The organism is Caballeronia pedi, assembly GCF_001544915.2.
GTDB classification, from domain to species: domain Bacteria; phylum Pseudomonadota; class Gammaproteobacteria; order Burkholderiales; family Burkholderiaceae; genus Caballeronia; species Caballeronia pedi.
The window spans coordinates 206,094-229,653 of record NZ_FCOE02000009.1 but is presented as its reverse complement, the minus strand read 5'-3'; the positions used below and the strand labels follow the sequence as shown (position 1 = coordinate 229,653).

Annotated in this window: 26 protein-coding genes and 1 tRNA gene; 20 read left to right on the top strand and 7 right to left on the bottom strand. The window is 64.5% G+C overall.

Annotated features, from left to right (window positions below; all coding sequences use genetic code 11):
• The first annotated feature begins 20 nt into the window (after window positions 1-20).
• The gene (locus AWB80_RS16655) at window positions 21-461 is read left to right on the top strand and encodes a hypothetical protein (protein ID WP_244206534.1); all 441 of its coding nucleotides are present in this window, start codon (window positions 21-23) and stop codon (window positions 459-461) included.
• Window positions 462-773: 312 nt separating this feature from the next.
• Window positions 774-1,484 (top strand): DUF2968 domain-containing protein, encoded by a 711-nt coding sequence (locus AWB80_RS16650; protein WP_087131338.1) that lies wholly within the window; start codon window positions 774-776, stop codon window positions 1,482-1,484.
• Between the two features lie 63 nt (window positions 1,485-1,547).
• Here AWB80_RS16650 and AWB80_RS16645 read toward each other — a convergent pair whose 3' ends face one another.
• A complete protein-coding gene (locus AWB80_RS16645; RefSeq protein ID WP_061175760.1) occupies window positions 1,548-1,772 on the bottom strand; it encodes a response regulator in 225 nt (74 codons plus the stop codon).
• 84 nt (window positions 1,773-1,856) lie between these two features.
• Between AWB80_RS16645 and AWB80_RS16640 the strand changes: the two genes are divergently transcribed.
• Window positions 1,857-2,099, top strand: a complete 243-nt coding sequence (locus AWB80_RS16640) for a hypothetical protein (protein WP_061175759.1) — start codon at window positions 1,857-1,859, stop codon at window positions 2,097-2,099.
• Between the two features lie 22 nt (window positions 2,100-2,121).
• On the opposite strand, the gene AWB80_RS16635 is transcribed toward AWB80_RS16640, so the two are convergent.
• Window positions 2,122-2,628, bottom strand: coding sequence for a PRC-barrel domain-containing protein (locus tag AWB80_RS16635; protein WP_061175829.1), 507 nt, complete (start codon window positions 2,626-2,628; stop codon window positions 2,122-2,124).
• A gap of 161 nt (window positions 2,629-2,789) precedes the next feature.
• Between AWB80_RS16635 and AWB80_RS16630 the strand changes: the two genes are divergently transcribed.
• Window positions 2,790-3,422 carry a ribonuclease HI family protein gene (locus tag AWB80_RS16630; RefSeq protein ID WP_341866815.1) on the top strand — a complete coding sequence of 211 codons (633 nt, stop codon included), beginning with the start codon at window positions 2,790-2,792 and terminating at the stop codon, window positions 3,420-3,422.
• Between the two features lie 51 nt (window positions 3,423-3,473).
• On the opposite strand, the gene AWB80_RS16625 is transcribed toward AWB80_RS16630, so the two are convergent.
• Complete coding sequence (locus AWB80_RS16625) at window positions 3,474-4,217, bottom strand: SDR family oxidoreductase (protein WP_061175757.1); 744 nt, start codon at window positions 4,215-4,217, stop codon at window positions 3,474-3,476.
• A 218-nt stretch (window positions 4,218-4,435) separates the two neighbouring features.
• Here AWB80_RS16625 and AWB80_RS16620 point away from each other — a divergent pair, with 218 nt between their 5' ends.
• The 4 genes from AWB80_RS16620 (at window position 4,436) to AWB80_RS16605 (ending at window position 8,111) form a co-directional block, all read left to right on the top strand.
• Window positions 4,436-5,602, top strand: coding sequence for a porin (locus AWB80_RS16620; protein ID WP_425266855.1), 1,167 nt, complete (start codon window positions 4,436-4,438; stop codon window positions 5,600-5,602).
• A 66-nt stretch (window positions 5,603-5,668) separates the two neighbouring features.
• Window positions 5,669-6,301, top strand: coding sequence for a LysE family translocator (locus AWB80_RS16615; protein WP_061175756.1), 633 nt, complete (start codon window positions 5,669-5,671; stop codon window positions 6,299-6,301).
• A 140-nt stretch (window positions 6,302-6,441) separates the two neighbouring features.
• Window positions 6,442-7,995, top strand: coding sequence for a peptide MFS transporter (locus tag AWB80_RS16610; protein WP_061175827.1), 1,554 nt, complete (start codon window positions 6,442-6,444; stop codon window positions 7,993-7,995).
• Between the two features lie 39 nt (window positions 7,996-8,034).
• Window positions 8,035-8,111, top strand: a tRNA-Met gene (locus AWB80_RS16605).
• Between the two features lie 301 nt (window positions 8,112-8,412).
• Here the strand turns inward: AWB80_RS16605 and rpsU are convergent.
• The 4 genes from rpsU to AWB80_RS16585 all read right to left on the bottom strand — a co-directional run bounded on the left by rpsU (window position 8,413) and on the right by AWB80_RS16585 (window position 10,307).
• Window positions 8,413-8,625, bottom strand: coding sequence for a 30S ribosomal protein S21 (gene rpsU, locus AWB80_RS16600; RefSeq protein WP_006999077.1), 213 nt, complete (start codon window positions 8,623-8,625; stop codon window positions 8,413-8,415).
• A gap of 163 nt (window positions 8,626-8,788) precedes the next feature.
• Window positions 8,789-9,115 (bottom strand): 2Fe-2S iron-sulfur cluster-binding protein, encoded by a 327-nt coding sequence (locus tag AWB80_RS16595; RefSeq protein ID WP_087131336.1) that lies wholly within the window; start codon window positions 9,113-9,115, stop codon window positions 8,789-8,791.
• Complete coding sequence (locus tag AWB80_RS16590; RefSeq protein ID WP_061175755.1) at window positions 9,112-9,705, bottom strand: IMPACT family protein; 594 nt, start codon at window positions 9,703-9,705, stop codon at window positions 9,112-9,114. Before AWB80_RS16590 ends, AWB80_RS16595 begins: the two co-directional genes overlap by 4 nt.
• A gap of 53 nt (window positions 9,706-9,758) precedes the next feature.
• Window positions 9,759-10,307: a GNAT family N-acetyltransferase gene (locus AWB80_RS16585; protein WP_087131335.1), complete on the bottom strand. Its 549-nt coding sequence runs from the start codon at window positions 10,305-10,307 to the stop codon at window positions 9,759-9,761.
• 264 nt (window positions 10,308-10,571) lie between these two features.
• On the opposite strand from AWB80_RS16585, the gene AWB80_RS16580 reads away from it, so the two are divergent.
• The 12 genes from AWB80_RS16580 (at window position 10,572) to astE (ending at window position 23,470) form a co-directional block, all read left to right on the top strand.
• Complete coding sequence (locus AWB80_RS16580; protein WP_061175753.1) at window positions 10,572-12,161, top strand: EAL domain-containing protein; 1,590 nt, start codon at window positions 10,572-10,574, stop codon at window positions 12,159-12,161.
• 49 nt (window positions 12,162-12,210) lie between these two features.
• Entirely contained in the window at window positions 12,211-12,609 is a 399-nt protein-coding gene (locus AWB80_RS16575; protein ID WP_061175752.1) for a hypothetical protein, read from the top strand.
• Between the two features lie 282 nt (window positions 12,610-12,891).
• Window positions 12,892-13,581: an ABC transporter permease gene (locus tag AWB80_RS16570; protein ID WP_061175751.1), complete on the top strand. Its 690-nt coding sequence runs from the start codon at window positions 12,892-12,894 to the stop codon at window positions 13,579-13,581.
• Between the two features lie 21 nt (window positions 13,582-13,602).
• Window positions 13,603-14,337 (top strand): ABC transporter permease, encoded by a 735-nt coding sequence (locus AWB80_RS16565; protein WP_061175750.1) that lies wholly within the window; start codon window positions 13,603-13,605, stop codon window positions 14,335-14,337.
• A gap of 18 nt (window positions 14,338-14,355) precedes the next feature.
• A complete protein-coding gene (locus AWB80_RS16560; protein WP_061175749.1) occupies window positions 14,356-15,183 on the top strand; it encodes an ABC transporter ATP-binding protein in 828 nt (275 codons plus the stop codon).
• A gap of 43 nt (window positions 15,184-15,226) precedes the next feature.
• Window positions 15,227-16,195 carry a GlxA family transcriptional regulator gene (locus AWB80_RS16555; protein ID WP_244206543.1) on the top strand — a complete coding sequence of 323 codons (969 nt, stop codon included), beginning with the start codon at window positions 15,227-15,229 and terminating at the stop codon, window positions 16,193-16,195.
• A 105-nt stretch (window positions 16,196-16,300) separates the two neighbouring features.
• Window positions 16,301-17,527 carry an aspartate aminotransferase family protein gene (locus AWB80_RS16550; RefSeq protein WP_061175747.1) on the top strand — a complete coding sequence of 409 codons (1,227 nt, stop codon included), beginning with the start codon at window positions 16,301-16,303 and terminating at the stop codon, window positions 17,525-17,527.
• Window positions 17,528-17,543: 16 nt separating this feature from the next.
• Window positions 17,544-18,590, top strand: coding sequence for an arginine/ornithine succinyltransferase subunit alpha (gene aruF, locus AWB80_RS16545; protein ID WP_061175825.1), 1,047 nt, complete (start codon window positions 17,544-17,546; stop codon window positions 18,588-18,590).
• On the top strand, window positions 18,587-19,615 hold the full coding sequence (astA, locus tag AWB80_RS16540) for an arginine N-succinyltransferase (protein WP_061175746.1): 1,029 nt from the start codon (window positions 18,587-18,589) through the stop codon (window positions 19,613-19,615). Before aruF ends, astA begins: the two co-directional genes overlap by 4 nt.
• 12 nt (window positions 19,616-19,627) lie before the next feature.
• Window positions 19,628-21,100, top strand: coding sequence for a succinylglutamate-semialdehyde dehydrogenase (gene astD / locus AWB80_RS16535; RefSeq protein ID WP_061175745.1), 1,473 nt, complete (start codon window positions 19,628-19,630; stop codon window positions 21,098-21,100).
• A 29-nt stretch (window positions 21,101-21,129) separates the two neighbouring features.
• Window positions 21,130-22,470, top strand: coding sequence for an N-succinylarginine dihydrolase (gene astB / locus AWB80_RS16530; RefSeq protein WP_061175744.1), 1,341 nt, complete (start codon window positions 21,130-21,132; stop codon window positions 22,468-22,470).
• On the top strand, window positions 22,454-23,470 hold the full coding sequence (gene astE / locus AWB80_RS16525) for a succinylglutamate desuccinylase (RefSeq protein WP_061175743.1): 1,017 nt from the start codon (window positions 22,454-22,456) through the stop codon (window positions 23,468-23,470). Before astB ends, astE begins: the two co-directional genes overlap by 17 nt.
• The last annotated feature ends 90 nt before the right edge of the window (window positions 23,471-23,560 follow it).

Sequence of the window (23,560 nt, the reverse complement as noted above, 5' to 3'; positions counted from 1 at the left end):
TGCGCACGCGCGTCGCGGATTTGATCGCGCTCGCGAGCCAGCGCGAAAACTGGAAACTGCAACGTTGCGCCGCGGTTGCTCGGCGTGCAGAACAGACACCGGTCGCGCATCTCGAAGCGGCTTGCGAATATTTTCGGGATCGCAGCGAAGGGCGGCAGTCTGTTGAAACGCCGGCTCATTTTGTGGATTTTTTTCCCGTCGAGCACCCGGAAGCCGACGTGCCGCGCCCGGCGTCGGCGCTCGCCACCATGATCGTCAATGCCGGCCCGCTCGCGCCGATCGCCGATCTGCACGGTGTAATGGGCTCGCTGGAATCACGCGTGGCGAACACGCCGGGCGTCACCTGCGGCATTCAGGGCATCAGGATCATGCGAATGATCGCGTTGATGTCGAAAGCACGCTCGGCCCAGATGGCGAAAATGCGAATCAGCGGCACTCAGGCGTTTTATCACCATTCGTGACATTCATCGTTTCAAGCGGCGGAGTTTGATTCGCGCCGCGTGATTTTTTGTATCAATTTCCCGTGTTATCGGCGCGGCGCACTTCGTTTGAATCGCTGGACGTCTCGCCTATACTTGGATTCAACAGCTTATTCGATTGAGAACGACACGATGTCGTTCGTCATGCAGATTAATCGGGCTCTGCATTCAGGAAGTTCGAATAGCGCGCGTTGCGGTCCCGTTTTTCCGCCAACATACTGCAAGACGGCGGGTCCTGAAAAATAGACCGGCCAGGGAGCCATCGTGAAAAGCCTGCTGAGCAGAAGAGGGAGCTTGCTCGACAATGCGCCATCGTTTCTCGTGCGTCAAAAGTCGAACGGTCCAGTCCGTTTTCCCGCGCCCGATATTCAAGCCGAAGACGTGCCCACGGACGATGATGTCCCGGCAATCCCATCGCCTTCGACGCGCGTAACGCCACTGCGCCCCGCTGCGGTTTCGTCACCGCAATCGGCCAAGCAAGCGCTGAAGGCGGCGCAACTCGCCGAAGTCGAATGGCTCGTTCAGCAGGGTGCGCTCTCGACCTTCCGCACGTTTCAGAGTTTTGCCTACTCGGCGAGTCTGCTGTTCTATCCGCGCGAACTGGTCTATTACGCCGTGCTGTATCACGACGACGCCGTCTGGCGCGTGCTCAAGGCCGGCGATATCGACGCGGCGGAGCCGGCATTTCGCCATTTCGTCGAACAGGCCATGCGTCTTGCCGACGCCGAAATGCGGCGTGCGCATCTCGAAGCGCAAAACGAACAATTTTCACGTCTCATTGCGGAATCCGAAGCACAGATCGACCGCGTGCGCGTCGATCTTCAGCGCGGCGGAACGCAGGATCAGGAAGTTGCATTGAAACAGCAGGAAGTCCGCAAGGAACTGGCGCAACTCGAAGGACGGCGCGTCGCGGCACAGGCGCAACTCAACAAATTGCAGCGCCAGCTTCATCAACTGAACACCACGGTCAACGAAAGCGTTCCGCACCTGCCGTCAGCGCGCTGAGACGGCGTATCCATTCGTCCGAAGAAATCGTCGCGATCTCGCGTAAAATCCCGCTTCGGGCAGCTAGTCGATTTTTTCGGCATACTCCGCTCCGAACTTCGCGATATAGGTACTAAGCCCGCGTCCGGCGCGGGCAAGCTGCTTCATTTCCTCGACGCGCGTGCGACCGGGCACGCGATAGTCATACAAGTATGTCCCGCCATTGACGAAGCGCACCTTGATGCCGTCGCGCAGGATGTCGAATGCTTCGACGCCCGAATTGCCGGCGAGATTTCGATAGGGTTGCATGGGCTAAAAAGCGCGAATGCGCGCAAACGATTGCGCGTTCGAAGCAGGCCTAAAGTTTCGTCGGCCGGGACCGTTAAGGATGTCATGGATAACGATCAATTCCCGTCCCTCGACTCGGACGATCCGCACTTTCAGCACGCACGCGCGCTGAGTCTCTCGGTCGGTGCGATTCGCCGTGCGCAGGGCAAGTGCAATCCCAACGACTTCCCGGTCGGCTCGCTCGAATGGCACTTTGCCATCGAGGACTTCGCGGGCGACGTCCTGCGCGCGCTGATGGGCGAGACCGAAGGCGTCGACGTTCAGGTCGGAGAGCGTCCGCGCGACTGAGCGGACGCGCCGCAAATTTTTGTTATAGCTTTACGCCACCCGCTTCGGGCGCGTCCACACCTCCCGGCGGAATCGCGCCGGTCCGGCCGATATCGCTCGCGCGGTCGTTCGACCAATACGGCTCGCGTCCGTAGTGCTGATGCACCGTGCTGGCCCAGACACGATCCGCCATCGACGGCCACGCGTCCTTGTCGAATCCCGGCGAGTTGCGCACCTGTTCTGCGGTCGCGTCGAGCCGGAAGCAGCGATTGTCGGTATCGAGCGTGAGCGCGCTCCACGGCACCGCGAGCAACTTGTCGCCGATGCCGAGAAAACCGCCGCTCGACAACACCGCATACGCAATGCGTCCGCTCGTCACGTCAAGCATGATTTCCTTGAGCGAGCCGACGTCGTGACCGTCGCTGCTGATCACCGAATTGCCGTCGAGCGTGCTCGCGGCCATCACGTCGGGACCAGGGCCCGCCGCCGTCGCCGCACCCTTGCCGACGATTTTCGCGCCGTCCGAAGACTGCTCCATCGATTGACTCATGATCCGCTCCTTGAAGTCGTTGCCGTGCACGCGTGTTTATCAGCAACGGGCGTACCCATGAAGCGTCATGCGCGTCTGCTAAGCTCGGGCATCGTCCAATCCGTTCGCTGCCCATGATCGCTTTCGAGGAATTGCTTGCCGTTGCGTACAGAAAAGAACGCATGCAAAGCCGCCGGCTTGCCAGAGGCGCTGCGATCTCCGAGCACGCGGCGCTCGTCAGGACACTCGAAAAGGCGGCGGGCGAGCAAAGCTTGCGTGATCTCGTCGATGCGCGCCGCGCCGCGCAAACCCGCAACGCCGAGTCGATGCGCTCGCGCGAGACGCGCCGCGCCGAGCGGGCGAATCAGGCGAAGCAGCGCAAGGTTCAGGTCGAAACAGGCGGATGGCGCGGCTGGTTCGACGGCTCCGCGCTGCCGAATCCCGGACGGCTGGGCATCGGCGGCGTGCTGATCGGGCCGGCCGGCGAGACGTTCGAGATCAGCAACGCATCAGGCGTGGGCGACAGCAGCGCGGCGGAATATCTCGCGCTTATCGCGGTGCTCGAAGCAGCGTCGCGCGAAGGCGCCGTCGACCTCGTGATCCATGGCGACAGCCGCGTCGTCATCGACGACGTGAATTCGCCGGATGGCGCGACCATCGCGTCGCTCACGCATCACGCGGCGCGCGTCCGCGCGCTCATCGCGCAGATCGGCGATGTACGGCTCCAGTGGATTCCGCGTGCGCGCAACCTCCGTGCGGACGCGCTTTCGCGCGATGCGCTCGGCTCGGCGCGCGCGACGGCCGCAGCCGCGTGAGCGGCGGCTCGGGCGAGCCATAAGCAAGTCATAAGCCGCCGAATTCCATAATTACTTCAAATCGCGCACATCCACGGTCGGCGTGTCACCGAACGCGTCGCTCAACAAATGGTCGATCACCTTGCGCGCCGACGCTTCCGGCGTCGAGAGCTGGCCGTCGCGCTTGAGCGCCTCGAAGCGTTCGCGCATCGGGAAGCGTTCGGGGTCCGTGCCGCGGATTTCCGCCTGCATGTCGGTGTCCACGACGCCCGGCGCGACGCTCGCGATGCGCAGCGCGCGATGGCCGTCGAGCGCGACCGCGCGCGCGTGATGATCGAGCGCCGCCTTGGTCGCGCAGTAAACGCTCCATCCGGGGTAGGCGCTGCGTGCCGCGCCGCTGGAAATATGAACGATGCGCGTGTCGGCCGCCTGTTCGCTTGCCTGGACGACCGCGGCCGCGAGCGTCATCGGAGCAGCTACGTTCAGGCTGACTGCGCGCACGACGGTGGCGGCCTCCTGAGTCGCGAGACTGCCGACCGGCGCGAGCATTCCCGCGTTGTTGATCAGGAGCACGCGCTCCGCGCCGGCGACGAAGCGCGGCAGGGCGTCGCCCGACAGCCATTCGGTGAGTTTGTGCAGATCGGCGAGATCCAGTTCGATCTCCTGCAGTTTGCCGGGATGGCGCGCGGCGAGTTCGTCGTTGCGCTGTCGCGAGATCGCGAGCACGTCGACGCCCTGAGCGAGCAGAAGCTCGGCGAGTGCGGCGCCGAGTCCGCGCGTGTGGCCGGTGAGAATGGCGCGAGTCTTATGGGACATGGTGCGTGGTCGGGTTGGCTGAAGTCGAGTCGATTCTATCGGCAACTCCGGCGGCACGCCGGCTACGCTGAATTGCGCCATCCCGGCAAGATGAAAGCGTGTGGCAAACGGTCGTTCGTTGGTTCCAGGACACAGATGCACGCGGGCGCGTTTTTTTGACTGACAAGCTCCTTCACAAAACTGACAATCCTTTAAGTCCTGAATCACTGGAGACTGCCATGCCGATTCGCCCGAAAACGCGCCGCGCTGCGTCGATGAGCTCCGCGAGCGGCCAAGTCGCCGCGCCCGACGCGCGCCGGCTGGCGCTTTCGATGGTATGCGCGGCGCTCGGCGGTATCCCGGCGGCGGCCTGGGCGCAGAGTTCCGTGCAGCTTTACGGCGAACTCGACGCCGGCATCGCGTATGTCAACAACGTGGGCGGCCATTCGCAATATCGGCTGACGTCGGGCACGATCGACGGCAGCTACTGGGGCTTGCAAGGCACCGAAGATCTGGGCGGCGGCGCGCGCGCGATCTTCCGGCTCGAGCGCGGCTTCTCAGTCGCCACAGGCGAAGGCTTCAACGATCATCCGGCATACGTCGGCATCGGCACCGAGACGCTCGGCACGGTCACCTTCGGTCACCAGTACGATTCGATCCACGATTATTTCCAGACCTTCACGCTGACCGGCAACACGGGCGGCACCGCGTTCGCGCACGTGTTCGACAACGACAACGCCAACAATTCGTTCCTCGCCTCGAACTCCATCAAGTACACGAGCGCAACCTATGGCGGCTTCAGCTTTGGCGGCCTATACGCGTTTTCCAACCAGGCGGGCGCGTTCTCGAACAACCGCGCATATAGCGTCGGGGCGAACTACTCGGCGGGCTCCTTCAATGCGGGTGCGGCGTACCTGCACAACAACGGGCGCGGCAACACGACGAGCGGCGCGTACGACTCGCTCACGCTGCCCGGCTCGTCGAACACCGTCTTCAACGCGAACGTGCAGCAGCAGAACACCTTCGGCGTCGGCATGAGCTACGAGATCGGCGACTTCACCTTGAGCGGCGCGTTCTCCCGCGCGATCAACTCCGGCGTCACCGATGCCGACACCGGCGACCTGCAGCCCTCGCTCGGGCTCAACAACTACGAGATCAACGGCATCTACAAGCTGACACCGGCCATCCAGCTCGCGGGCATGTACGTGTACACCAACGGTGGCGGCGCGCACTGGCACGAAGGCGCGCTGCAAGTGGACTATCTGCTCTCCAAGCGCACGGATGTCTATCTGGAGTCGATCTATCAACGCGCGTCGTCGGGCGCGCCGGCGGTAATCAACACCAACGATCCGTCGAGCGGCCGCAATCAGCTGATGCTGAGCACGGGCATCCGTCATCGCTTCTAACGCTTTTGAGGACGCGGCACGCGTGCTAACTTAGCGGTCTCGCTTCCGCTGGTTCGCAGGTGTGCCATGTCGCTTCAGACCTTCGCGCTTTTTCTCCCCGCGTGTTTCGCCATCAACATGGCCTTTGGGCCGAACAACGTGCTGTCGCTGTCGAACGGCGCGCGTGATGGCGTGCGCGCATCGGTGCTGGCGTCGTCCGGACGGATCGTCGCGTTCGCGATCATGATCGCCATCGCGGGCCTCGGGCTCGGTGCGTTGCTGCTCGCGTCGCAGACGCTCTTCACGGCGATCAAGCTCGCTGGCGCCGCCTATCTCGTCTGGATCGGCGTGAAGCTGATCCGCTCGGGGCCGTCGCTCGTCGAGAGAGAAGAGGGCGTGGCGCGCGGCCCGGTGAGTCTCGCGCGGCTCACCAAGCAGGAATTCTGGGTCGCCGCGGGCAATCCGAAGGCGATACTCGTCTTCACGGCGTTTTTCCCGCAATTCGTCGATCGAGGCGCATACGCGACGAGCTTCGCGATTCTCGGCGTGACGTTCCTGCTGCTCGAACTCGTGGCGATCGTCATCTATGCGGCACTGGGCGCGCGTCTGGGCACGCTCTCGCGCGGTGCGCGCGGGTTCACCTGGTTCAATCGCGTGAGTGGTGCGCTCATGATCGGCTTCGGCGTCATGCTGGCTTTCGTACGCCGGCCGGCGACCTAGGGAACATGACTATTGGCATCATTTGCTGCCATAAAACAGACGACTGGCCGTAATTTGCGATAATCCCGCCGGTTTTATCGCAGGTGATCGGCGCTTCGATGGCGCCGGTCCGCTTATCGCTGTTTGAAGGATCTTCTTCGATGCTTACTCACCCGTCCGGCCCCTCGCAGACGCGCTCGTTCACGACCGTCTTTCTGATCGAAATGTGGGAGCGTTTCGGTTATTACGGCATGGCTGCGCTGCTCGTGCTGTTCATGGTCGACAAAATCGGCTTCACCGACGAGCACGCCAATCTGACCTGGGGCGCCTTCACCGCGCTGGTGTTTTCCGCGCCGTCGATCGGCGGCTGGATCGGCGACAAGGTGCTCGGCGCGCGCCGCACCATGACCGCGGGCGCGATCGTGCTCGCGCTGGGTTACCTGATGCTCGCGCTGCCGATCGACACGCTCGGGTTCATGTACGCGTCGCTGGGCGTGATCGTCGTCGGCAACGGGCTTTTCAAGTCCAACGCGGCGAATCTCGTGCGGCGCATCTACGAGGGCGATGATTCGCGCATCGACAGCGCGTTCACCATCTATTACATGGCGGTGAATATCGGCTCGACCTTCTCGATGCTGGCGACGCCGTGGATCAAGGATCACTGGGGCTGGCACGCGGCGTTCGCCGTATGTTGCGGCGGCATGGTGCTCGGCCTGCTCAATTTCGCGATGATGCGCGAGACGCTCGCGCGCGTCGGCTCCGCGCCGGATGACGAGCCGATCCGCTGGAAGCACGCGTTCGTGGTCGCGGCGGGCGGCGTGGCGCTGGCGGCATCGACGGTGTTCATCCTGGAGCACAAAGAGGTGGCCGTCGCGTGTGTCTATACGGCAGGCGTCGCGATCCTGGCGATTTTCGGTTACATGCTCACGAAGTGCGATCGCAACGAGCGCGCGGGTCTCGTCGCCGCGCTGATCCTCACGCTTCAGGTCATTCTGTTCTTCGTGTTCTATCAGCAGATGTCGACATCGCTGACGCTGTTTGCGCTGCGCAACGTCGATCCGATGTTCTCGGTCGCTGGCGCCGGGCTGTTCACTTGGAGCGCGGCGCAGTTTCAGGCGCTCAATCCGATCTGGATCATGCTGCTGAGCCCGATTCTCGCGTTCGTCTACACGCGGCAGGCGCGGCGCGGCCGCGATATTCCGGTGGCGGTGAAATACGCGCTGGGTTTCGTCGTCGTGGCGGTCGGCTTCTTCGTGTTCGGTCTGAGCGGACGCTATGCGGTGGACGGGCGTGTGTCGTCGTGGTTCATGGTGGCGGGCTACGGGCTCTATTCGTTGGGCGAACTGCTCGTATCGGGCCTCGGCCTCGCGATGATCGCGCGTTATGTCCCGGCCCGCATGAGCGGCTTCATGATGGGCGCGTATTTCGTCGCGACGGGCGTGTCGCAGTATCTCGGCAGCGTCGTGGCCAATTTTGCGCGCATGCCGTCCGGCAACCTCGAAGCGATTCAATCGCTGCCGTTGTACACCAAACTGTTCTTCGGGCTCGGCTGGCTGGCGACGGGCGGGGCGGTCGTCGCCATCGTGCTGTTGCCGCTGCTCGGCAAGCTGTCGCGGGCGCATCAGCTTGCGGTGGCGGCGGCGGTCAATGCCGATGCCGCCGGGAAGGCGCACACACAACCGGCGGCGAATCCTTTGGGCGCAAAGAACATTTGACTTCGTAGAATGATCTCGTCTATAATTTAATTCTTCAGACGCGGGGTGGAGCAGTCTGGCAGCTCGTCGGGCTCATAACCCGAAGGTCGTAGGTTCAAATCCTACCCCCGCAACCAAATCGTCAAGCAAAGAGCCCGGTTCTACCGGGCTCTTTGCTTTCGCGCGCGCGTTTTCATTCAAAGCCGAATCCAGATCGGTTGCCTGATCGAACCTCCCCAAAAGCACGAAAAGCCTGCATGAGCATTCACTCATGCAGGCTTCTGTGCGATCTTGCCAACCTTATCGAAACGGGCGCAACAAGAAGTGCGCTACTCCGCGAGCTTTCACGCGACCTGCGCGCGAATCCGCGACCCGATCGATCTCAGGTTGCAGTGCCGATCCTGTTCAGACAGACGAGGGCAGTGCGCCCCGCATCGATCAATAGAACTTCTTCGGCAGTTGCGCGCGACGGATCTGCTTGCGCAGACGAGCAACAGCAGCAGCTTTCTTGCGCTTGCGCTCGGTGGTCGGCTTTTCATAGGCCATGCGCGACTTGAGCTCTTGAATCAGGCCCGTGCGTTCGACGGTACGGCGAAAACGACGCATGGCGACGTCGAAAGGCTCGTTCTCTTTCAACAGTACTTTAGTCATTGAAATCTCGGTTGATCTGGCCCTGCCAGAATTTAGGGCAAAACGCAATTGTACACTTTTTGAGCTATACCCTGCACGCACTTTGTACGAAACGCGCACATGCGGACTCGGGAATCACATCGTAGGTCGTTGAATCGAGACGACAATCCCGAAATACCCGCGCTCAGAAGCCGCGCGAGCGGACCGGCCGGGGATCGGGTGCGGCCTCGCGCGCGTCGGGTTGATCGATCGTCACGTCGGTTTGCGCCAACGCGACGCACGGCAGAATCCAGCCCTCGTCTTTTTCCTCGGCAGTCAGTCCCGGCCATTCGACGCGATACGCGATCTCGCCGCCGACGATCCGGCACAGGCACGCGCGGCAGGTTCCATTGCGACACGAGCGCGGCAGCGATAGCCCCGCGCGCAGCGCTGCTTCGAGCAGCGTTTCGCCGTCTCTCACCGCGACCAGATATCCCGCCGGCTCGATGACCAGCGCCAGGGCGTGCGTCACGCTTCTACCTCGACAACCGCGCGGCCGTTGGTGAGATCGCGCAATTCGACGGCCGCCGGTTCACGCGCGACGGCGGCCATGCGCACGACGAGACGCACGGTCATCCCGTATTCGCTCTGCACGAGTTCGGCGTCGTTCTGCTCGATCCAGCGGCGCACGCGCGCTTCGTCGGCATAGTCGACTTCGATCGTGATCGAAGCGCGCTCGATGCGCTCCACGCGCTCGGCCAGTTGCATCGCGCTGGCGATCGCATCGGTGTAGGCGCGCACGAGGCCGCCCGCGCCCAGCTTGATGCCGCCGTAGTAACGCACGACCGCGGCCAGCACGCCATCGACTTCGTGATGCCGCAGCACTTCGAGAATCGGCCGCCCGGCGGTGCCGGACGGCTCGCCGTCATCCGACATGCCCGACTGCCCGCCCGCGAGCAGCGCCCAGCAGACATGCGTCGCGGCGGGATGCGCCGCGCGCAGGCGTTCGAGTTCGCGCATGGCTTCATTGCGATCCGCGACGGGAATCGCGAGCGCGATGAAACGGCTCTTGCGGATGTCGATTTCGGCGCTGACGGGCGCGGCGAGAGTGTAGGTCGGCAAGGCTAAAACGCGCGGGAGGCAAATGCCGAATCATAGCCGCTCGGCGCGACCGGTCATGCCGTGACGCTCAGAGCAGTATTCAGCGCGCGCTGCATCAGCACGGTATCGACCCATCGTCCGTGCTTGAGGCCGACGTCGCGCAGCACGCCCACGTGCTCGAAGCCGAGCCGCGCATGCAACGCGATCGATCCCGCGTTGCCGCTGTTGCCGATCACCGCGATCATCTGCCGCCACGGCCCGCGTTCGCATCGCTCGATGAGCGCGGTGAGTAGCGCGAGGCCGATGCCGCGCCCGCTGAAACCATCGGCGACATAGACCGAGTCCTCGATCGTATGGCGGTAAGCCGAACGTGGCCGGTATGTCGACGCATACGCGTAGCCGGCAAGCTGGCCATCGAGTTCGGCGACGAGATAGGGCAGCTTCAGCGAGGTGATCGCCGCATGGCGCGCGCGTATTTCGTCGACGGAAGGCGCGATCTCCTCGAACGTCGCGAGCGCGTGCTCCACGTAATGCGCATAGATGCGCGCGATGGCGTCGAAGTCGCCGGGCGCGGCGGCGCGCACGAGCGGACGCGCGATGTCGTGTGAAGGCATGACTGTCATTTCACGCAAGGAAAGCACTGTTTCTGGTCTGGCCATTTTCGCACGGCGCGCGACCGGCAAAAAAAGCTTCCACAGGCCGTGCGGAAGCCCACCAAACAGCCAAGGTTTGGGCAAAGAAAACGTTGAATCGCGCGATGCGCGGCCCCTACACTAAGTCGTTTGTCCGAGACTCGCGCAAGAGCGGCGCAAGACCAGCCGATGTCGTCGAGCAGAAAACAAAAAAACGCGCGCGCGAATCTTTCGCGCCGCGGTCCATAACATGCAATGAACAACATTCAACGTGGGGCGCTGGCGGCGCTTCTGATCGTCATCGTGGTGATTGCGGCGTTGGCGCCGGCGGGGATCGGCTTTTTGTTCGCTCAGCGCAGTCAGCAGCAGGAGCAGTCCGAGCGCCTGAACACGGTCGCCAATGCCGCGCTCTATCGCGCCGAAGACCTGACGCGGCGTCTGTCGGGCGCGCTCGGCGAGATCGGCAAGGTAGCGGCGGCGCCGTGCTCGCCGCCGTATCTGAAGGAACTGCGGCGCATCGCGCTCACGCACGAGCAGGTGCGCGACGCCGGCGCGTACGATCGCGACGGCCGCTGGCAATGCTCGTCGCTCCTGGGCGCGGTGTCGGCCGGCGTGCTCGACGGCCTCACGCTGCCGCCGCCCGACTGGCGCTCGCGCGATGGCGTGATGGCCTGGTACGGGCTGGCGCGTCTGCCGGGCGGCAAGGTCTCGCTCGTCATGGGCCGCGACGGTTTCTATATCGCCGCCGATCCTTCGCTCTACGTCGACAGTCTCGATCCGGACGGCGATCCCGCCGGCGGCGTCGGGATCATCAATACCGATGTGAGCCGCGTGATCGCGACCACGCCCGCCACCGACGCCGCCGCGGTCCTCGCCGTGTATCGCGCCCCACCGCCCGCGCGCGACGACGACTCGCCCTACATCGTGCGGCGCTCTGCGTCGATGCCGCTCGCGGTCGTCGTGAGCGCGCCGCATCAGTCGCTGCGCCAGCGCGTGCGCACGCTGCCGTGGGGCTGGCTGCTCGGCGGCGTCGCGGCGGGGCTCGCGTGCGCGGGATGGGCGGCGTTCTTCATCGTGCGCCGGTTGTCGCCGCGAGGTCAGTTGAGTGACGCCGTGCGTCGGCATCAGTTCATCGTTGCGTATCAGCCGATCGTCGATCTCGCCACGCGACGCTGCGTCGGCGCCGAAGCGCTCGTGCGCTGGAAGTATCACGACCGCATCGTGCGGCCCGATCATTTCATCCCGCTCGCGGAGCATCGCGGGTTGATCCAGGCGATCACCGACCAGGTGCTCGACACGATTCTGCTCGAACTCGGCGATTTTCTTAAGCGCTACCCGGAGTACTACGTCTCGGTGAACCTGTCCGCGCCGGATCTAACCACGCACCGTTTTCTCGAAGTGCTCGGTCCGGCGCTCGCGCGTCAGGGCGTGCGGCCCGCGCAGATCCGCATCGAGGCGACCGAGCGCAGCTTTCTCGACGCCGATGCCGCCAAGGAAGTCATCAGCGCGTTTCGGGAAGCCGGCCACGCCGTCTATCTCGACGATTTCGGCACCGGCTATTCGAGCCTCTCGCATCTGCAGACCTTCCGCATCGACGGCCTGAAGATCGACAAGTCCTTCGTCGATACGATCGGGCAGGACGCAGCGTCGAGCAGTGTCGCGTCGCACATCATCGACATGGCGGCGACACTCGATGTGCAGGTGATCGCCGAGGGCATCGAGCGCGAGGAGCAGGCCGCGTATCTGCATGCGCGCGGCGCGCGTTTCGGGCAGGGGTGGCTGTTTTCGGCGCCGCTTTCCGCTGCGGAGTTCATCCGCTATGCGGGCAGGATGCGCGGTGCTTGATCGTCAAGGAATCGTCCTCACTTAGTGAGTTTCCAGACGAGGCACGACCATGAACGACCAGACAGCCACCGCTTTTCTGCGCGACGTGCGGCATCCGCTGCTCGCGCTTCATCGCAGCGTGCTCGCGCATCTGCGCACGCGGCACGAAGCCGAGTTCGGGCCGGTATCGCCGGGCGAATTCCTGCAGATCGTGATCAACGGCTCGGCGTATCGCTGGCTGACGCCGCTTTCGACACTGATCGCCGCCCTCGACGACGTCCTCGACGACGACGAAGCCACCGCCGACGCGCGCATCGCGCACGCGAGGGCGGTCGTCGACATGTTCAGCGCCGGCACGCGCGATCCCGTCTTTGCGGAGCAGTTTCTGCCCTTGCTGCAGGACAGCCCGGACGTCGCCGTGGCGAACGGGCAGGTCGCGCAACTCGTGCGCGGCGTCGCGCGCGCGTAAAAGGCCTGCGCGCGGTCTATCGAAAATGCGACCTGAAAAATGCAGATTTCGTCGGCCGCGCGTGTGCGGGTTTTCCTGTCTGTCGCACGCGGGCAGCGTTGCGCGGCGGGCGCATGACGGCGCCGCCGCGCGCTTCATCCCTATGCTGCGTCGCAGCAAACCGCCTTCATCCCATTTGAGCGATTGATTTTCGCCTGCGAGTATCGCCCCCAATCGCCGGAGTGCGCCTGACGACGCGCTCCGTCTCTTTCCGGTCAACTCGAAAGACGATGGAGGCACCTCTTGATCCTGTACGGCTACGGCCCGCTCCTCTGGGCGGGCGCCAAAGCGACCATCGCGCTCGCGGTGCTGTCTCTCGCGGTATCGGTGCTGCTCGGTCTGATGGGCGCATCCGCGAAGCTCTCGCGTCACGCCGCCTTGCGCGGCATCGCGACTGCCTACACGACGCTGATCCGCTCGGTGCCTGATCTCGTGCTGATGCTGCTGCTGTTCTACAGCATCCAGATCGCCGTGAACAATCTCACCGATGCCTTTGGCTGGGATCAGTTCGACATCGATCCGTTCACGGCCGGCGTGCTGACGCTCGGCTTCATCTACGGCGCGTATTTCACCGAAACGTTTCGCGGCGCGTTTCTCGCCGTGCCGCGCGGTCAGCTGGAGGCGGGCAGCGCCTACGGCATGAGCGGCATGCGCGTGTTCGCGCGCATTCTCTTTCCGCAGATGATGCGTTTCGCGCTGCCGGGCATCGGCAATAACTGGCAGGTGCTCGTGAAGGCGACGGCGCTCGTGTCGATCATCGGTCTCGCCGATGTCGTGAAGGCCGCGCAGGACGCGGGCAAGAGCACCTTCAACATGTTCTTCTTCATCCTGATCGCGGCGTTGATCTATCTCGTGATCACGAGCGCATCGAACGTCGTGCTGATGGCGCTCGAGCGCCGCTATTCGACCGGCGTGCGGCACGCCGAACTTTGATCCCTGCCAGCGAGACAAGCCATGATCCAGATCTTCGCCGAATACTGGCGCCCGTTTCTGTACTCCGACGGCATGCGCGCGTCGGGTCTCGTCGTCACCTTGTGGCTGCTCGCGGCTTCGATTGTGATCGGCTTCTGCGCGGCGGTGCCGCTCGCCTGCGCGCGGGTGTCGCGAAACCGCTGGCTCTCGACGCCCGTGCGCCTCTACACGTACGTGTTCCGCGGCACGCCGCTCTACGTGCAGTTGCTGCTGCTCTATACCGGCATGTACAGCCTCGAATTCGTGCGCACGCAATCCTTGCTCGAAGCGTTCTTCAAGAGCGGCTTCAACTGCGCGATTCTCGCCTTCGCGCTGAACACCTGCGCCTACACGACGGAAATCTTCGCCGGCGCGATTCGCGGGATTTCGCACGGCGAAGTGGAAGCCGCACGCGCCTACGGCATGAGCACCTTCACGATGTATCGCCGCGTGATCCTGCCTTCGGCGTTGCGCCGCGCCTTGCCTTTGTACAGCAACGAAGTGATCCTGATGCTGCACGCGACGACCGTCGCCTTCACGGCCACGGTGCCGGACATCCTGAAGGTCGCGCGCGACGCGAATTCGGCGACTTATCAGTCGTTCGAATCGTTCGGCATCGCCGCGCTTCTGTATGTCGCCATCTCGTTCGCGCTCGTCGCCGCGTTCCGGCGCGCGGAGCGTCACTGGCTCGCTTATCTGCGCCCGGCAGGCACGGCGCGCGCGGTGCGGCGCGCCTGAGCGGTAGAATTCGAACCCATGCAGCAGTCCCTGTCATCACCCGAGGAGAAAGCGTTGGAGCCAACCGCCAAAGACGTCGCGACCAAGCTCGTCGCCGAGGACATTCACAAGCGCTACGGCGACAACGAAGTGCTGAAGGGCGTGTCGCTCTCGGCCAAAGCGGGCGACGTGATCAGCATCATCGGCGCGAGCGGCTCGGGCAAGAGCACGTTTCTGCGCTGCATCAACTTTCTCGAGCGGCCGAACGCGGGGCAGATCATCGTCGACGGTGAAGCCGTGCGCACGAAGGCCGACCGTGCGGGCAATCTCGAAGTCGCGGATCACAAGCAGTTACAGCGCGTGCGCACCAAGCTCGCGATGGTGTTCCAGCATTTCAATCTCTGGTCGCACATGACGGCCATCGAGAATGTGATGGAAGCGCCGATGCACGTGCTCGGCGTGTCCAAAAAGGAAGCGGAAGATCGCGCGCGCACGTATCTGGAGAAAGTGGGCTTGCCGCCGCGCGTCGAGAAACAGTATCCGTCGCATTTGTCGGGCGGCCAGCAGCAGCGCGTGGCGATCGCGCGCGCGCTCGCGATGCATCCCGATGTCATGCTGTTCGACGAACCCACGTCTGCGCTCGACCCCGAACTCGTCGGCGAAGTGCTGAAGGTGATGCAGAAGCTCGCCGAGGAAGGCCGCACGATGATCGTCGTCACGCACGAGATGGGCTTCGCGCGCAACGTGTCGAATCATGTGATGTTCCTGCATCAGGGACGCACGGAAGAAGAGGGCGCGCCCGCCGACGTGCTCACGGCGCCGAAGAGCGAGCGCCTGCGCCAGTTCCTGTCGGGAAGTCTGAAATAACGTGACGCTGCAAGTTGCGATCGTCGCGCTGCCGCCGGTGTCGATGAGCGGCATCGCGCCGATCATCGACAGCCTCGCGCTCGCGAACGACATCGACGGGCATCGTCTCTACGAATGGCGCATCTGTTCCTGGGACGGCCGGCCCGTGCCCCTTTCGGGCGGCGCGCAACTGCCTGCCGATTGCGCGTTCAACGACGCCGTGCGCTGCGACTGGCTCATCGTGGTTTCCGAGCGCTATCAGCAGTTCGCGGACTACCGGCTCTTTCTCGCGAGCCTCGCGCGCGTGGCGCCGCGCACGCCGCTCGTCAGCGGCATCCATCACGGCGTGTGGTGGCTTGCGATGGCCGGACAACTCTCGCAATATCGCGTCGCGGTGAACTGGGAAACGTATCAGCAGTTCACCGAGCAATTCGAGCGCGCGATCGTCAGCCAGCAGATCTTCGAGATCGACCGCGACCGCGCCACCTGTTCTGGCGGACAGGCCAGCATCGACTTCATGCTCGCGATGATCGCACGCGACAACGGCCAGGATCTCGCGGAACGCATCGCGGATTCGCTCGGCGCGGGCGTGCTGCGCGCAGGCACGGAGCGCCAGCGCATTCCGTTCGTCACCGCGCCGGGCGAGCGTCATCCGCGCCTGAACGATGCGCTGCAACTGATGGAAGCGAATATCGAAGATCCGCTCGCGACCGATGAAATCGCGGGTCTCGTCGGCATTTCGCGCCGGCAGCTGGAGCGGCTGTTTCGCCAGTATCTCGGCGCGATGCCGTCGAAGTACTACCTCAATCTGCGTCTGACGAAGGCGCGCACGCAGTTGCAGCGCACGAGCAAATCGGTGGTGCAGATCAGCCTCGCGTGCGGGTTTTCATCGGCGGCGCATTTTTCCAATGCGTATCGCGACCGCTTCGGCGTGACGCCGCGCGAGGAACGCCGCAACTGGATCGAAAAGCAGCGCGGCGCGATCGACGAGCCGCGCGGCGGGGCGCTGATCGAGCCGCCCGAGCCCGCCTGAAAACTGCGAAAAAGCCCATCGAAGCATGTCGCGAACGCGCAAGACGGAACGCGCGGGATTGCCTAATATCGAACCTGACTGCACGAACCTTACGAGGAGTGGCTCATGACCGACATCAATGTGAATCGCGGTACGTTCGACGAAGTAATGGTTCCGGTATTCGCGCCGGCCAGTTTCGTGCCCGACCGGGGCCGCGGCTCGCGCGTATGGGACACCGAAGGCCGCGATTATGTCGATTTCGCCGGCGGCATCGCAGTGACGGCGCTAGGCCACGGCCATCCCGAACTGCTGAAGGTGCTGCACGAGCAGGGCGAGAAGCTCTGGCACATCGGCAACGGCTACACGAACGCGCCGGTGCTGCGCCTCGCGAAACGCCTGACGGATCTCACTTTCGCCGACCGCGCGTTCTTCGCGAACTCGGGCGCGGAAGCGAACGAAGCGGCGCTGAAGCTCGCGCGCCGCTATGCCATCGACAAACACGGCAACGAGAAGATCGAGATCATCTCGTTCACGCAGTCGTTCCATGGCCGCACGTTCTTCACGGTGAGCGTCGGCGGCCAGCCGAAGTACGCCGAAGGCTTCGGCCCGCAGCCGCAGGGCATCCGTCATCTGCCGTACAACGATCTGCCGAAGGCGCTCGAAGCCATCGGCCCGAAGACGTGCGCGGTGATCGTCGAGCCGGTGCAGGGCGAAGGCGGCGTGCTGCCCGCCGATCCGGCGTTCCTGAAGGGCCTGCGTGAAGCGTGCGACCAGCACGACGCACTGCTCATTTTCGACGAAGTGCAGACCGGCGTCGGCCGCACGGGCACGTTCTACGCGTACATGCAATACGGCGTGACGCCCGACATCCTCACGAGCGCGAAGGCGCTGGGCAACGGCTTCCCGATCGGCGTGATGCTGACGACCAACGAGATCGCCGCGCACTTCACCGTCGGCGTGCACGGCACGACTTACGGCGGCAATCCGCTGGGCGCGTCGATTGCGGAGAAGGTCGTCGAACTGATCAGCGATCCGAAACTGCTCGAAGGCGTGAACGAACGCAGCAAGGCGATCAAGGCGCATCTCGAACGCATCAACGAGCGCTTCGGCATGTTCAAGGAAATTCGCGGACGCGGCCTCCTGATCGGCGCGGAACTGAACGACGCCTACAAGGACCGCGCGAAGGACGTGCTCAATGCGGCGGCGGCGAACGGCGTCATCATGCTGATCGCGGGGCCGAACGTGCTGCGTTTCGCGCCGTCGCTCATCATGCCGATGGCCGATCTCGACGAAGGCTTCGCGCGCATCGGCCGGGCGATCGAGCAGGTCGTCGGCGCCGCGGCCGTCAAGTGACGAACAGGACCCGATGATGCTATTCGTCCGCCCCGCAGCACTCTCCGATCTCGACGAGCTCGAACGGATGGCGCGCGCAGCGCTTCCCGTGCTGCACTCGCTGCCGCGCGACCGTCGCGCACTCGAAACGCGCGTCGCGCTGTCGGAAGACTCGTTTCGCGCCGAAGTGGAATTTCCCGGCGAGGAGTTCTATCTCTTCGTGCTGGAAGATGCGCAGACGGGCCGGCTGCTCGGCACGTCGAGCATCGTCGCGTCGGCGGGCTATTCCGAGCCGTTCTACGCATTTCGCAACGATGCGCTGATCCACGCGTCGCGCGAGCTCAAGGTGAACCGCAAGATTCACGCGCTCACGATGTCGCACGAGCTGACGGGCAAGAGCCGTCTGACGGGTTTCTATATCGACCCGTCGCTGCGCGATGAAGCCAACGAAGCGGCCGCGCATCTGCTGTCGCGTGCGCGCATGATCTACATCGCCGCGAACCGCAAGCGGTTTTCCAGTGAAGTGTTTTCGCTGATGCTCGGTGTCACCGACGATGCCGGCGCCTCGCCGTTCTGGGATGCGGTCGGGCGAAAGTTCTTCGGCCGCGACTTCGAGCAGGTGGAAGCGGAGTCGGGCGGACGCAGCCGCACCTTCATCGCGGAAGTGATGCCGAGTTATCCGCTCTACGTGCCCTTGCTTCCGGGCGACGCGCAACGCGTGCTCGGCGAGCCGAACGAAACCACGCTGCTCGCCTACGACATCCATCTCGAAGAAGGTTTCGAGCCGGACCGCTTCGTCGATATCTTCGATGCGGGCCCCGTGCTCACGATCGCCGTCGACAAGAGCGCGTCGGCGAGTTCGAGCGAATTGCGCGTGGTGCGCGAGGTCGCGTCCGAGAGCGGTGCGCCGTATCTGGTCGCGGCGGGCGGCGCGCATGAATTCCGCTGCGCGGTGGCCGGACTGGCGGGAACGCGCGCCGACGGCGCCGCGCTGAACGCGGCCACGCGCGCTGCGCTCGGCGTATCGGACAAGGACACGGTGCGTTGCGTGCCGTTGCATCAGGCATCGGGAGAATTGCAATGATCGTCGTGCGTTGCACGCAGCCGGGCGACGTCGACGCGCTCGTCGCGCTCGCCCAGGAAACGGGTCCGGGTCTGACCACCTTCAAGCCGGATCACGGCGCGCTGACGGCCCGCGTCGAACGCGCGCGCCGCACGCTCACCGGCGATGCGCAAGCGTTCGAAGCAGGCTATCTCTTCGTGATGGAAGACACCGCGACCGGCGATGTCGCGGGCGTGTGCGGCATCGAAACGCAAGTCGGGCTGGAGCAGCCGTTCTACAACTATCGCGTGTCGACGGTCGTGCATGCGAGCAAGGACATGGGCGTGTGGACGCGCATGTCGCTGCTCAATATCTCGCACGACCTGACCGGCTACGCCGAAGTGTGTTCGCTCTTTCTGAGCCCGCGTTATCGCACGGCGGGCGTGGGCGGCTTGCTGTCGCGCTCGCGCTTCATGTTCATCGCGCAGTTCACGGATCGCTTTCCGCAGCGCCTGTGCGCGGAATTGCGCGGCCATTTCGATGAGAACGGCGAATCGCCGTTCTGGAACGCGGTCGGCTCGCATTTCTATCAGATCGATTTCAACGAAGCCGATTATCTGAGCTCGCATGGCAAGAAGTCGTTCGTCGCCGAGCTGATGCCGCGTTATCCGGTGTATCTCGATCTGCTGCCCGATTCGGCGCAGCACGCGGTCGGCGTCACGCACAAGGACACCGCGCCCGCGCGCAAGATGCTCGAAGCGGAAGGTCTGCGTTACGAAAATCACGTCGATATCTTCGATGCCGGTCCGGTGCTCGAATGCCATGTCGCGGATTTGCGCACGGTGCGCGAAAGCGTGCTGGCGCGCGTGAAGATCGCGGAACAGCGCGCGCCGGGCGAAGCGAAAAGTCTCGTCTCGAACACGCTGCTCGAAGACTTCCGCTGCGGCGCAACGGTCGGCGCGGTCGAGAACGGCATGTTCCTGCTGACGGCGGAAGAAGCCGCTGCATTGCGCGTGAAGGAAGGCGACAACGTGCGCGTACTGACCTCCTGGCCGCGCGCCAAATAATTGAGACACGACATGGATATCTCGAACCAGTTGTATATCGGCGGTGACTGGCAGGCAGGCTCGGGCGCGGCGTTCGCATCGCGCAATCCCGGCACCGATGAAACCGTGTGGCAAGGCAACAGCGCATCGGCGCAAGACGTGGACCGCGCGGTGTCGTCGGCGCGGCGCGCGTTCGCGTCGTGGTCGGCGCTCGCGTTCGATGAGCGGGTCGCCATCGCGAAGCGCTTCGCCGCGCTGCTCAACGAGAACAAGGAAGCGCTCGCGAGCGCGATCGGCCGCGAAACCGGCAAGCCGCTGTGGGAAGCGCGCACCGAAGTGGCGTCGATGGCCGCGAAGGTCGATATCTCCGTGCAGGCGTATCACGAGCGCACCGGCGAGAAACGCGCGCCGATGGCCGATGGCGTCGCGGTGCTGCGGCATCGGCCGCATGGCGTCGTGGCCGTATTCGGGCCGTACAACTTTCCGGGGCATCTGCCGAACGGGCATATCGTGCCGGCGCTGATCGCGGGCAACACGGTCGTGTTCAAGCCATCCGAACTCGCGCCGGGCGTCGCGGCGGCGACGCTCGCGCTGTGGATTCAGGCCGGCTTGCCCGCGGGCGTGCTCAATCTCGTGCAGGGCGAAAAGGACACGGGCGTCGCGCTCGCGAATCATCGGCAGATCGACGGGCTGTTCTTCACCGGCAGTTCGGACACGGGCACGCTGCTGCACAAACAGTTCGGCGGGCGTCCGGAGATCGTGCTCGCGCTGGAGATGGGCGGCAACAATCCGCTCGTCGTCGCACCGGTCGACGATATCGACGCCGCCGTGCATCACACGATCCAGTCGGCATTTCTGTCGGCGGGACAGCGCTGCACGTGCGCGCGCCGTCTGCTCGTTCCCGATGATGCCTTCGGCGAGCGCTTCATGCAGCGCTTCGCCGAAGTGAGCGCGAACATCCGCGTCGGCAAGTTCGACGACGAACCGCAGCCGTACATGGGCGCCGTGATTTCCGCGCGCGCGGCGGCGCGTCTCGTCGATGCGCAGGCGCGTCTCATCGAAGCGGGCGCGGCGCCCGTGCTCGAAATGAAGCAGCGCGCGGCGAACCTCGGCTTCGTCTCGCCGGCGATTCTCGATGTCACGCGCGCCCGCGACATCCCCGACGAAGAGCACTTCGGCCCGATGGTGCAGGTCACGCGCTACAAGACTTTCGATGAAGCCATCGAGCGCGCGAACGACACCGCCTACGGCCTGTCCGCCGGTCTTCTCGCCGACGACGAAACCGTGTGGAAGCACTTCCAGCGCACCATCCGCGCCGGCATCGTCAACTGGAACCGGCCGACCAACGGCGCATCGTCGGCGGCGCCGTTCGGCGGCGTCGGGCGCTCGGGCAATCAGCGGCCGAGTGCGTATTACGCGGCGGACTACTGCTCGTACCCGATGGCGTCGGTGGAGAGCGAGCAATTGCAGATGCCCGCGAGCGTATCGCCGGGGCTCACGTTTTAAGACTCACGTTTTAAGCACCGGAATCGAACATGCAAGCATACGAGGCGAACTTCGACGGGCTGGTCGGCCCCACGCACAACTACGCGGGACTGTCGTTCGGCAATGTCGCGTCGCGCAGCAACGAGAAGTCGGTGGCGAATCCGAAGGCCGCCGCGAAGCAGGGCTTGCGCAAGATGAAGCGGCTCGCCGACCTCGGTTTTCAGCAGGGCGTGCTGCCGCCGCTCGAACGGCCGTCGATCCGGCTGTTGCGCGATGTCGGCTTTTCCGGCGACGACGCCACCGTGATCGCCCGCGCCGCGCGTGAAGCGCCGGAGTTGCTCGCGGCGGCGAGTTCCGCGTCCGCGATGTGGACGGCGAATGCCGCGACCGTGAGTCCATCGGCGGATACGGAAGACGGCCGCGTGCATTTCACGCCGGCGAATCTCGCGGCCAAGCTGCATCGCGCGATCGAGCATGGCGAGACGCGCCGCTCGCTTGGCGCGATTTTCGCCGACGAAGCGCGCTTTCGCATTCATCACGCGCTGCCCGGCACGCCCGCGCTCGGCGATGAAGGCGCGGCGAATCATACGCGCTTCGCGCGCGAGTACGGCGAGAAGGGCGTCGAGTTCTTCGTGTATGGCAAGAGCGAGTACGGCCAGGGTCCGCAGCCGCAGCGTTATCCGGCGCGCCAGACGCTCGAAGCGAGCCGCGCGGTCGCACGCCTGCATGGTCTTTCCGACGATGCCACTGTGTTCGCGCAACAGTCGCCCGACGTGATCGATGCGGGCGTGTTCCACAACGATGTGATCGCGGTCGGCAATCGCACGACGCTGTTCTGCCACGAGCGCGCTTTCGTCGATCAGCACAAGGTCTACGAGGAACTGCGCGCGAAGCTCGACGCGCAAGGCACGCCATTCAGCGCGCTCGAAGTGCCGGCGAACGAAGTGAGCGTGGAGGACGCGGTCTCGTCGTATCTCTTCAACAGCCAGTTGCTGTCGAGCGCGGACGGGCGGCAACTGCTCGTCGTGCCGCAGGAATGTCGCGAGAACGCGCGCGTCGCGGCGTATCTCGATTCGCTTGGCGGCCGCGACACGCCCATCGACGAAGTACTCGTCTTCGATCTGCGCGAGAGCATGAAGAACGGCGGCGGGCCCGCCTGTCTGCGCCTGCGCGTCGTGCTGAACGACGCCGAGCGCGCCGCCGTGAATGCGCGCGTGTGGATGAACGACGCGCTCTTCACGCAACTCGATGCGTGGATCGACACGCACTATCGCGACCGTCTCGCGCCCGCCGATCTCGCGGACCCGAAGCTGCTCGCCGAGTCGCGCGCCGCGCTCGACGAACTGACGACCATTCTCGGACTCGGTGCCGTCTATGACTTCCAGCGCTGATTCGTCCGTGCTCGACGACTTTCTCGCGTTCACGCTCCAAGGGCAGCGCCCCGAGGCAAGCGCCGGAACCGCGCCTTCGGGCGTGCGCTGGACGTGGCAAGGTGAAGGCGTGCTGTTGCTCGAGCCCGCGAAAGCGCCGACACATAGCGTGCTCGTATCGGCGGGTATTCATGGCGATGAAACCGCGCCCATCGAAATGCTGTCGCTGCTCATCGCGGATATCGCCAGTGGAAAGGCGCCGCTGGCGGCGAACATGCTCGTGATAGTCGGCAACATCGGCGCGATGCGCGCGGGCGACCGTTATATCGACGACGACCTCAATCGCCTGTTCAGCGGCCGTCATGCGAGCCTGCCCGAGAGCCGCGAGGCACGGCGCGCGGCCGAGCTGGAGGACGCCGCGCTGAAGTTCTTCGAGCGCGCTCCGCTTCCCAGATGGCATATCGACATGCACACGGCGATCCGCGCGTCCGTGTTCGAGCAGTTCGCGCTGTTGCCGCACACGGGCGCACCGCTCGCCCGCGCGATGTTCGACTGGCTGCGCGACGCGCGGCTGCAGGCCGTGCTGCTGCATCGCGAGAAGGCCAACACGTTCACGCATTTCACGGCGCAGCAAGCGGGCGCGCTCGCGTGCACGCTGGAACTCGGCAAGGTGCAGCCGTTCGGGCAGAACGACCTGACGCGTTTTGCCGCATCGGATGCGGCATTGCGTCGTCTGATCGCGGGCGAAGCGGCGGCGGAGCGCGCGCCGTTGCGCGTGTTCACCGTCGTCGCGCAGATCGACAAGCAGAGCGATCGCTTCGTGCTGAACGTCGCGAGCGATGTGCCGAACTTCACGCCATTCGCTGCGGGAACCGAGCTCGCGCGCGATGGCGAATATTGCTATCGCGTGTCGCACGATGAAGAGCGGATCGTGTTTCCGAACGCGAAGGTGAAGCCGGGCTTGCGCGCCGGCCTGATGGTCATCGACACCACCGACGCCACGCTCGCCTCCCTCGATTGAACCGGTATTGCGCGCTCGCGCGCTACAATCGCGCCCCGGTGTTTCGGCGGCCGCGTCAGGCCGCATCATCACACCGGGTTCGAACTGCAA

What these genes read in the sequence shown, in the direction of transcription:
- AWB80_RS16635 (WP_061175829.1), bottom strand. Translation starts at nt 2,628, where the DNA reads ATGAGTCAATCGATGGAGCAGTCTTCGGACGGCGCGAAAATCGTCGGC.
- aruF (WP_061175825.1), top strand. Translation starts at nt 17,544, where the DNA reads ATGCTATTCGTCCGCCCCGCAGCACTCTCCGATCTCGACGAGCTCGAA.
- AWB80_RS16560 (WP_061175749.1), top strand. Translation starts at nt 14,356, where the DNA reads ATGCAGCAGTCCCTGTCATCACCCGAGGAGAAAGCGTTGGAGCCAACC.
- AWB80_RS16565 (WP_061175750.1), top strand. Translation starts at nt 13,603, where the DNA reads ATGATCCAGATCTTCGCCGAATACTGGCGCCCGTTTCTGTACTCCGAC.
- astA (WP_061175746.1), top strand. Translation starts at nt 18,587, where the DNA reads ATGATCGTCGTGCGTTGCACGCAGCCGGGCGACGTCGACGCGCTCGTC.
- AWB80_RS16575 (WP_061175752.1), top strand. Translation starts at nt 12,211, where the DNA reads ATGAACGACCAGACAGCCACCGCTTTTCTGCGCGACGTGCGGCATCCG.
- AWB80_RS16625 (WP_061175757.1), bottom strand. Translation starts at nt 4,217, where the DNA reads ATGTCCCATAAGACTCGCGCCATTCTCACCGGCCACACGCGCGGACTC.
- AWB80_RS16610 (WP_061175827.1), top strand. Translation starts at nt 6,442, where the DNA reads ATGCTTACTCACCCGTCCGGCCCCTCGCAGACGCGCTCGTTCACGACC.
- AWB80_RS16645 (WP_061175760.1), bottom strand. Translation starts at nt 1,772, where the DNA reads ATGCAACCCTATCGAAATCTCGCCGGCAATTCGGGCGTCGAAGCATTC.
- astB (WP_061175744.1), top strand. Translation starts at nt 21,130, where the DNA reads ATGCAAGCATACGAGGCGAACTTCGACGGGCTGGTCGGCCCCACGCAC.
- AWB80_RS16630 (WP_341866815.1), top strand. Translation starts at nt 2,790, where the DNA reads ATGCAAAGCCGCCGGCTTGCCAGAGGCGCTGCGATCTCCGAGCACGCG.
- AWB80_RS16640 (WP_061175759.1), top strand. Translation starts at nt 1,857, where the DNA reads ATGGATAACGATCAATTCCCGTCCCTCGACTCGGACGATCCGCACTTT.
- AWB80_RS16555 (WP_244206543.1), top strand. Translation starts at nt 15,227, where the DNA reads ATGAGCGGCATCGCGCCGATCATCGACAGCCTCGCGCTCGCGAACGAC.
- AWB80_RS16550 (WP_061175747.1), top strand. Translation starts at nt 16,301, where the DNA reads ATGACCGACATCAATGTGAATCGCGGTACGTTCGACGAAGTAATGGTT.
- rpsU (WP_006999077.1), bottom strand. Translation starts at nt 8,625, where the DNA reads ATGACTAAAGTACTGTTGAAAGAGAACGAGCCTTTCGACGTCGCCATG.
- astD (WP_061175745.1), top strand. Translation starts at nt 19,628, where the DNA reads ATGGATATCTCGAACCAGTTGTATATCGGCGGTGACTGGCAGGCAGGC.
- AWB80_RS16620 (WP_425266855.1), top strand. Translation starts at nt 4,436, where the DNA reads ATGCCGATTCGCCCGAAAACGCGCCGCGCTGCGTCGATGAGCTCCGCG.
- AWB80_RS16580 (WP_061175753.1), top strand. Translation starts at nt 10,572, where the DNA reads ATGAACAACATTCAACGTGGGGCGCTGGCGGCGCTTCTGATCGTCATC.
- AWB80_RS16585 (WP_087131335.1), bottom strand. Translation starts at nt 10,307, where the DNA reads ATGACAGTCATGCCTTCACACGACATCGCGCGTCCGCTCGTGCGCGCC.
- AWB80_RS16615 (WP_061175756.1), top strand. Translation starts at nt 5,669, where the DNA reads ATGTCGCTTCAGACCTTCGCGCTTTTTCTCCCCGCGTGTTTCGCCATC.
- astE (WP_061175743.1), top strand. Translation starts at nt 22,454, where the DNA reads ATGACTTCCAGCGCTGATTCGTCCGTGCTCGACGACTTTCTCGCGTTC.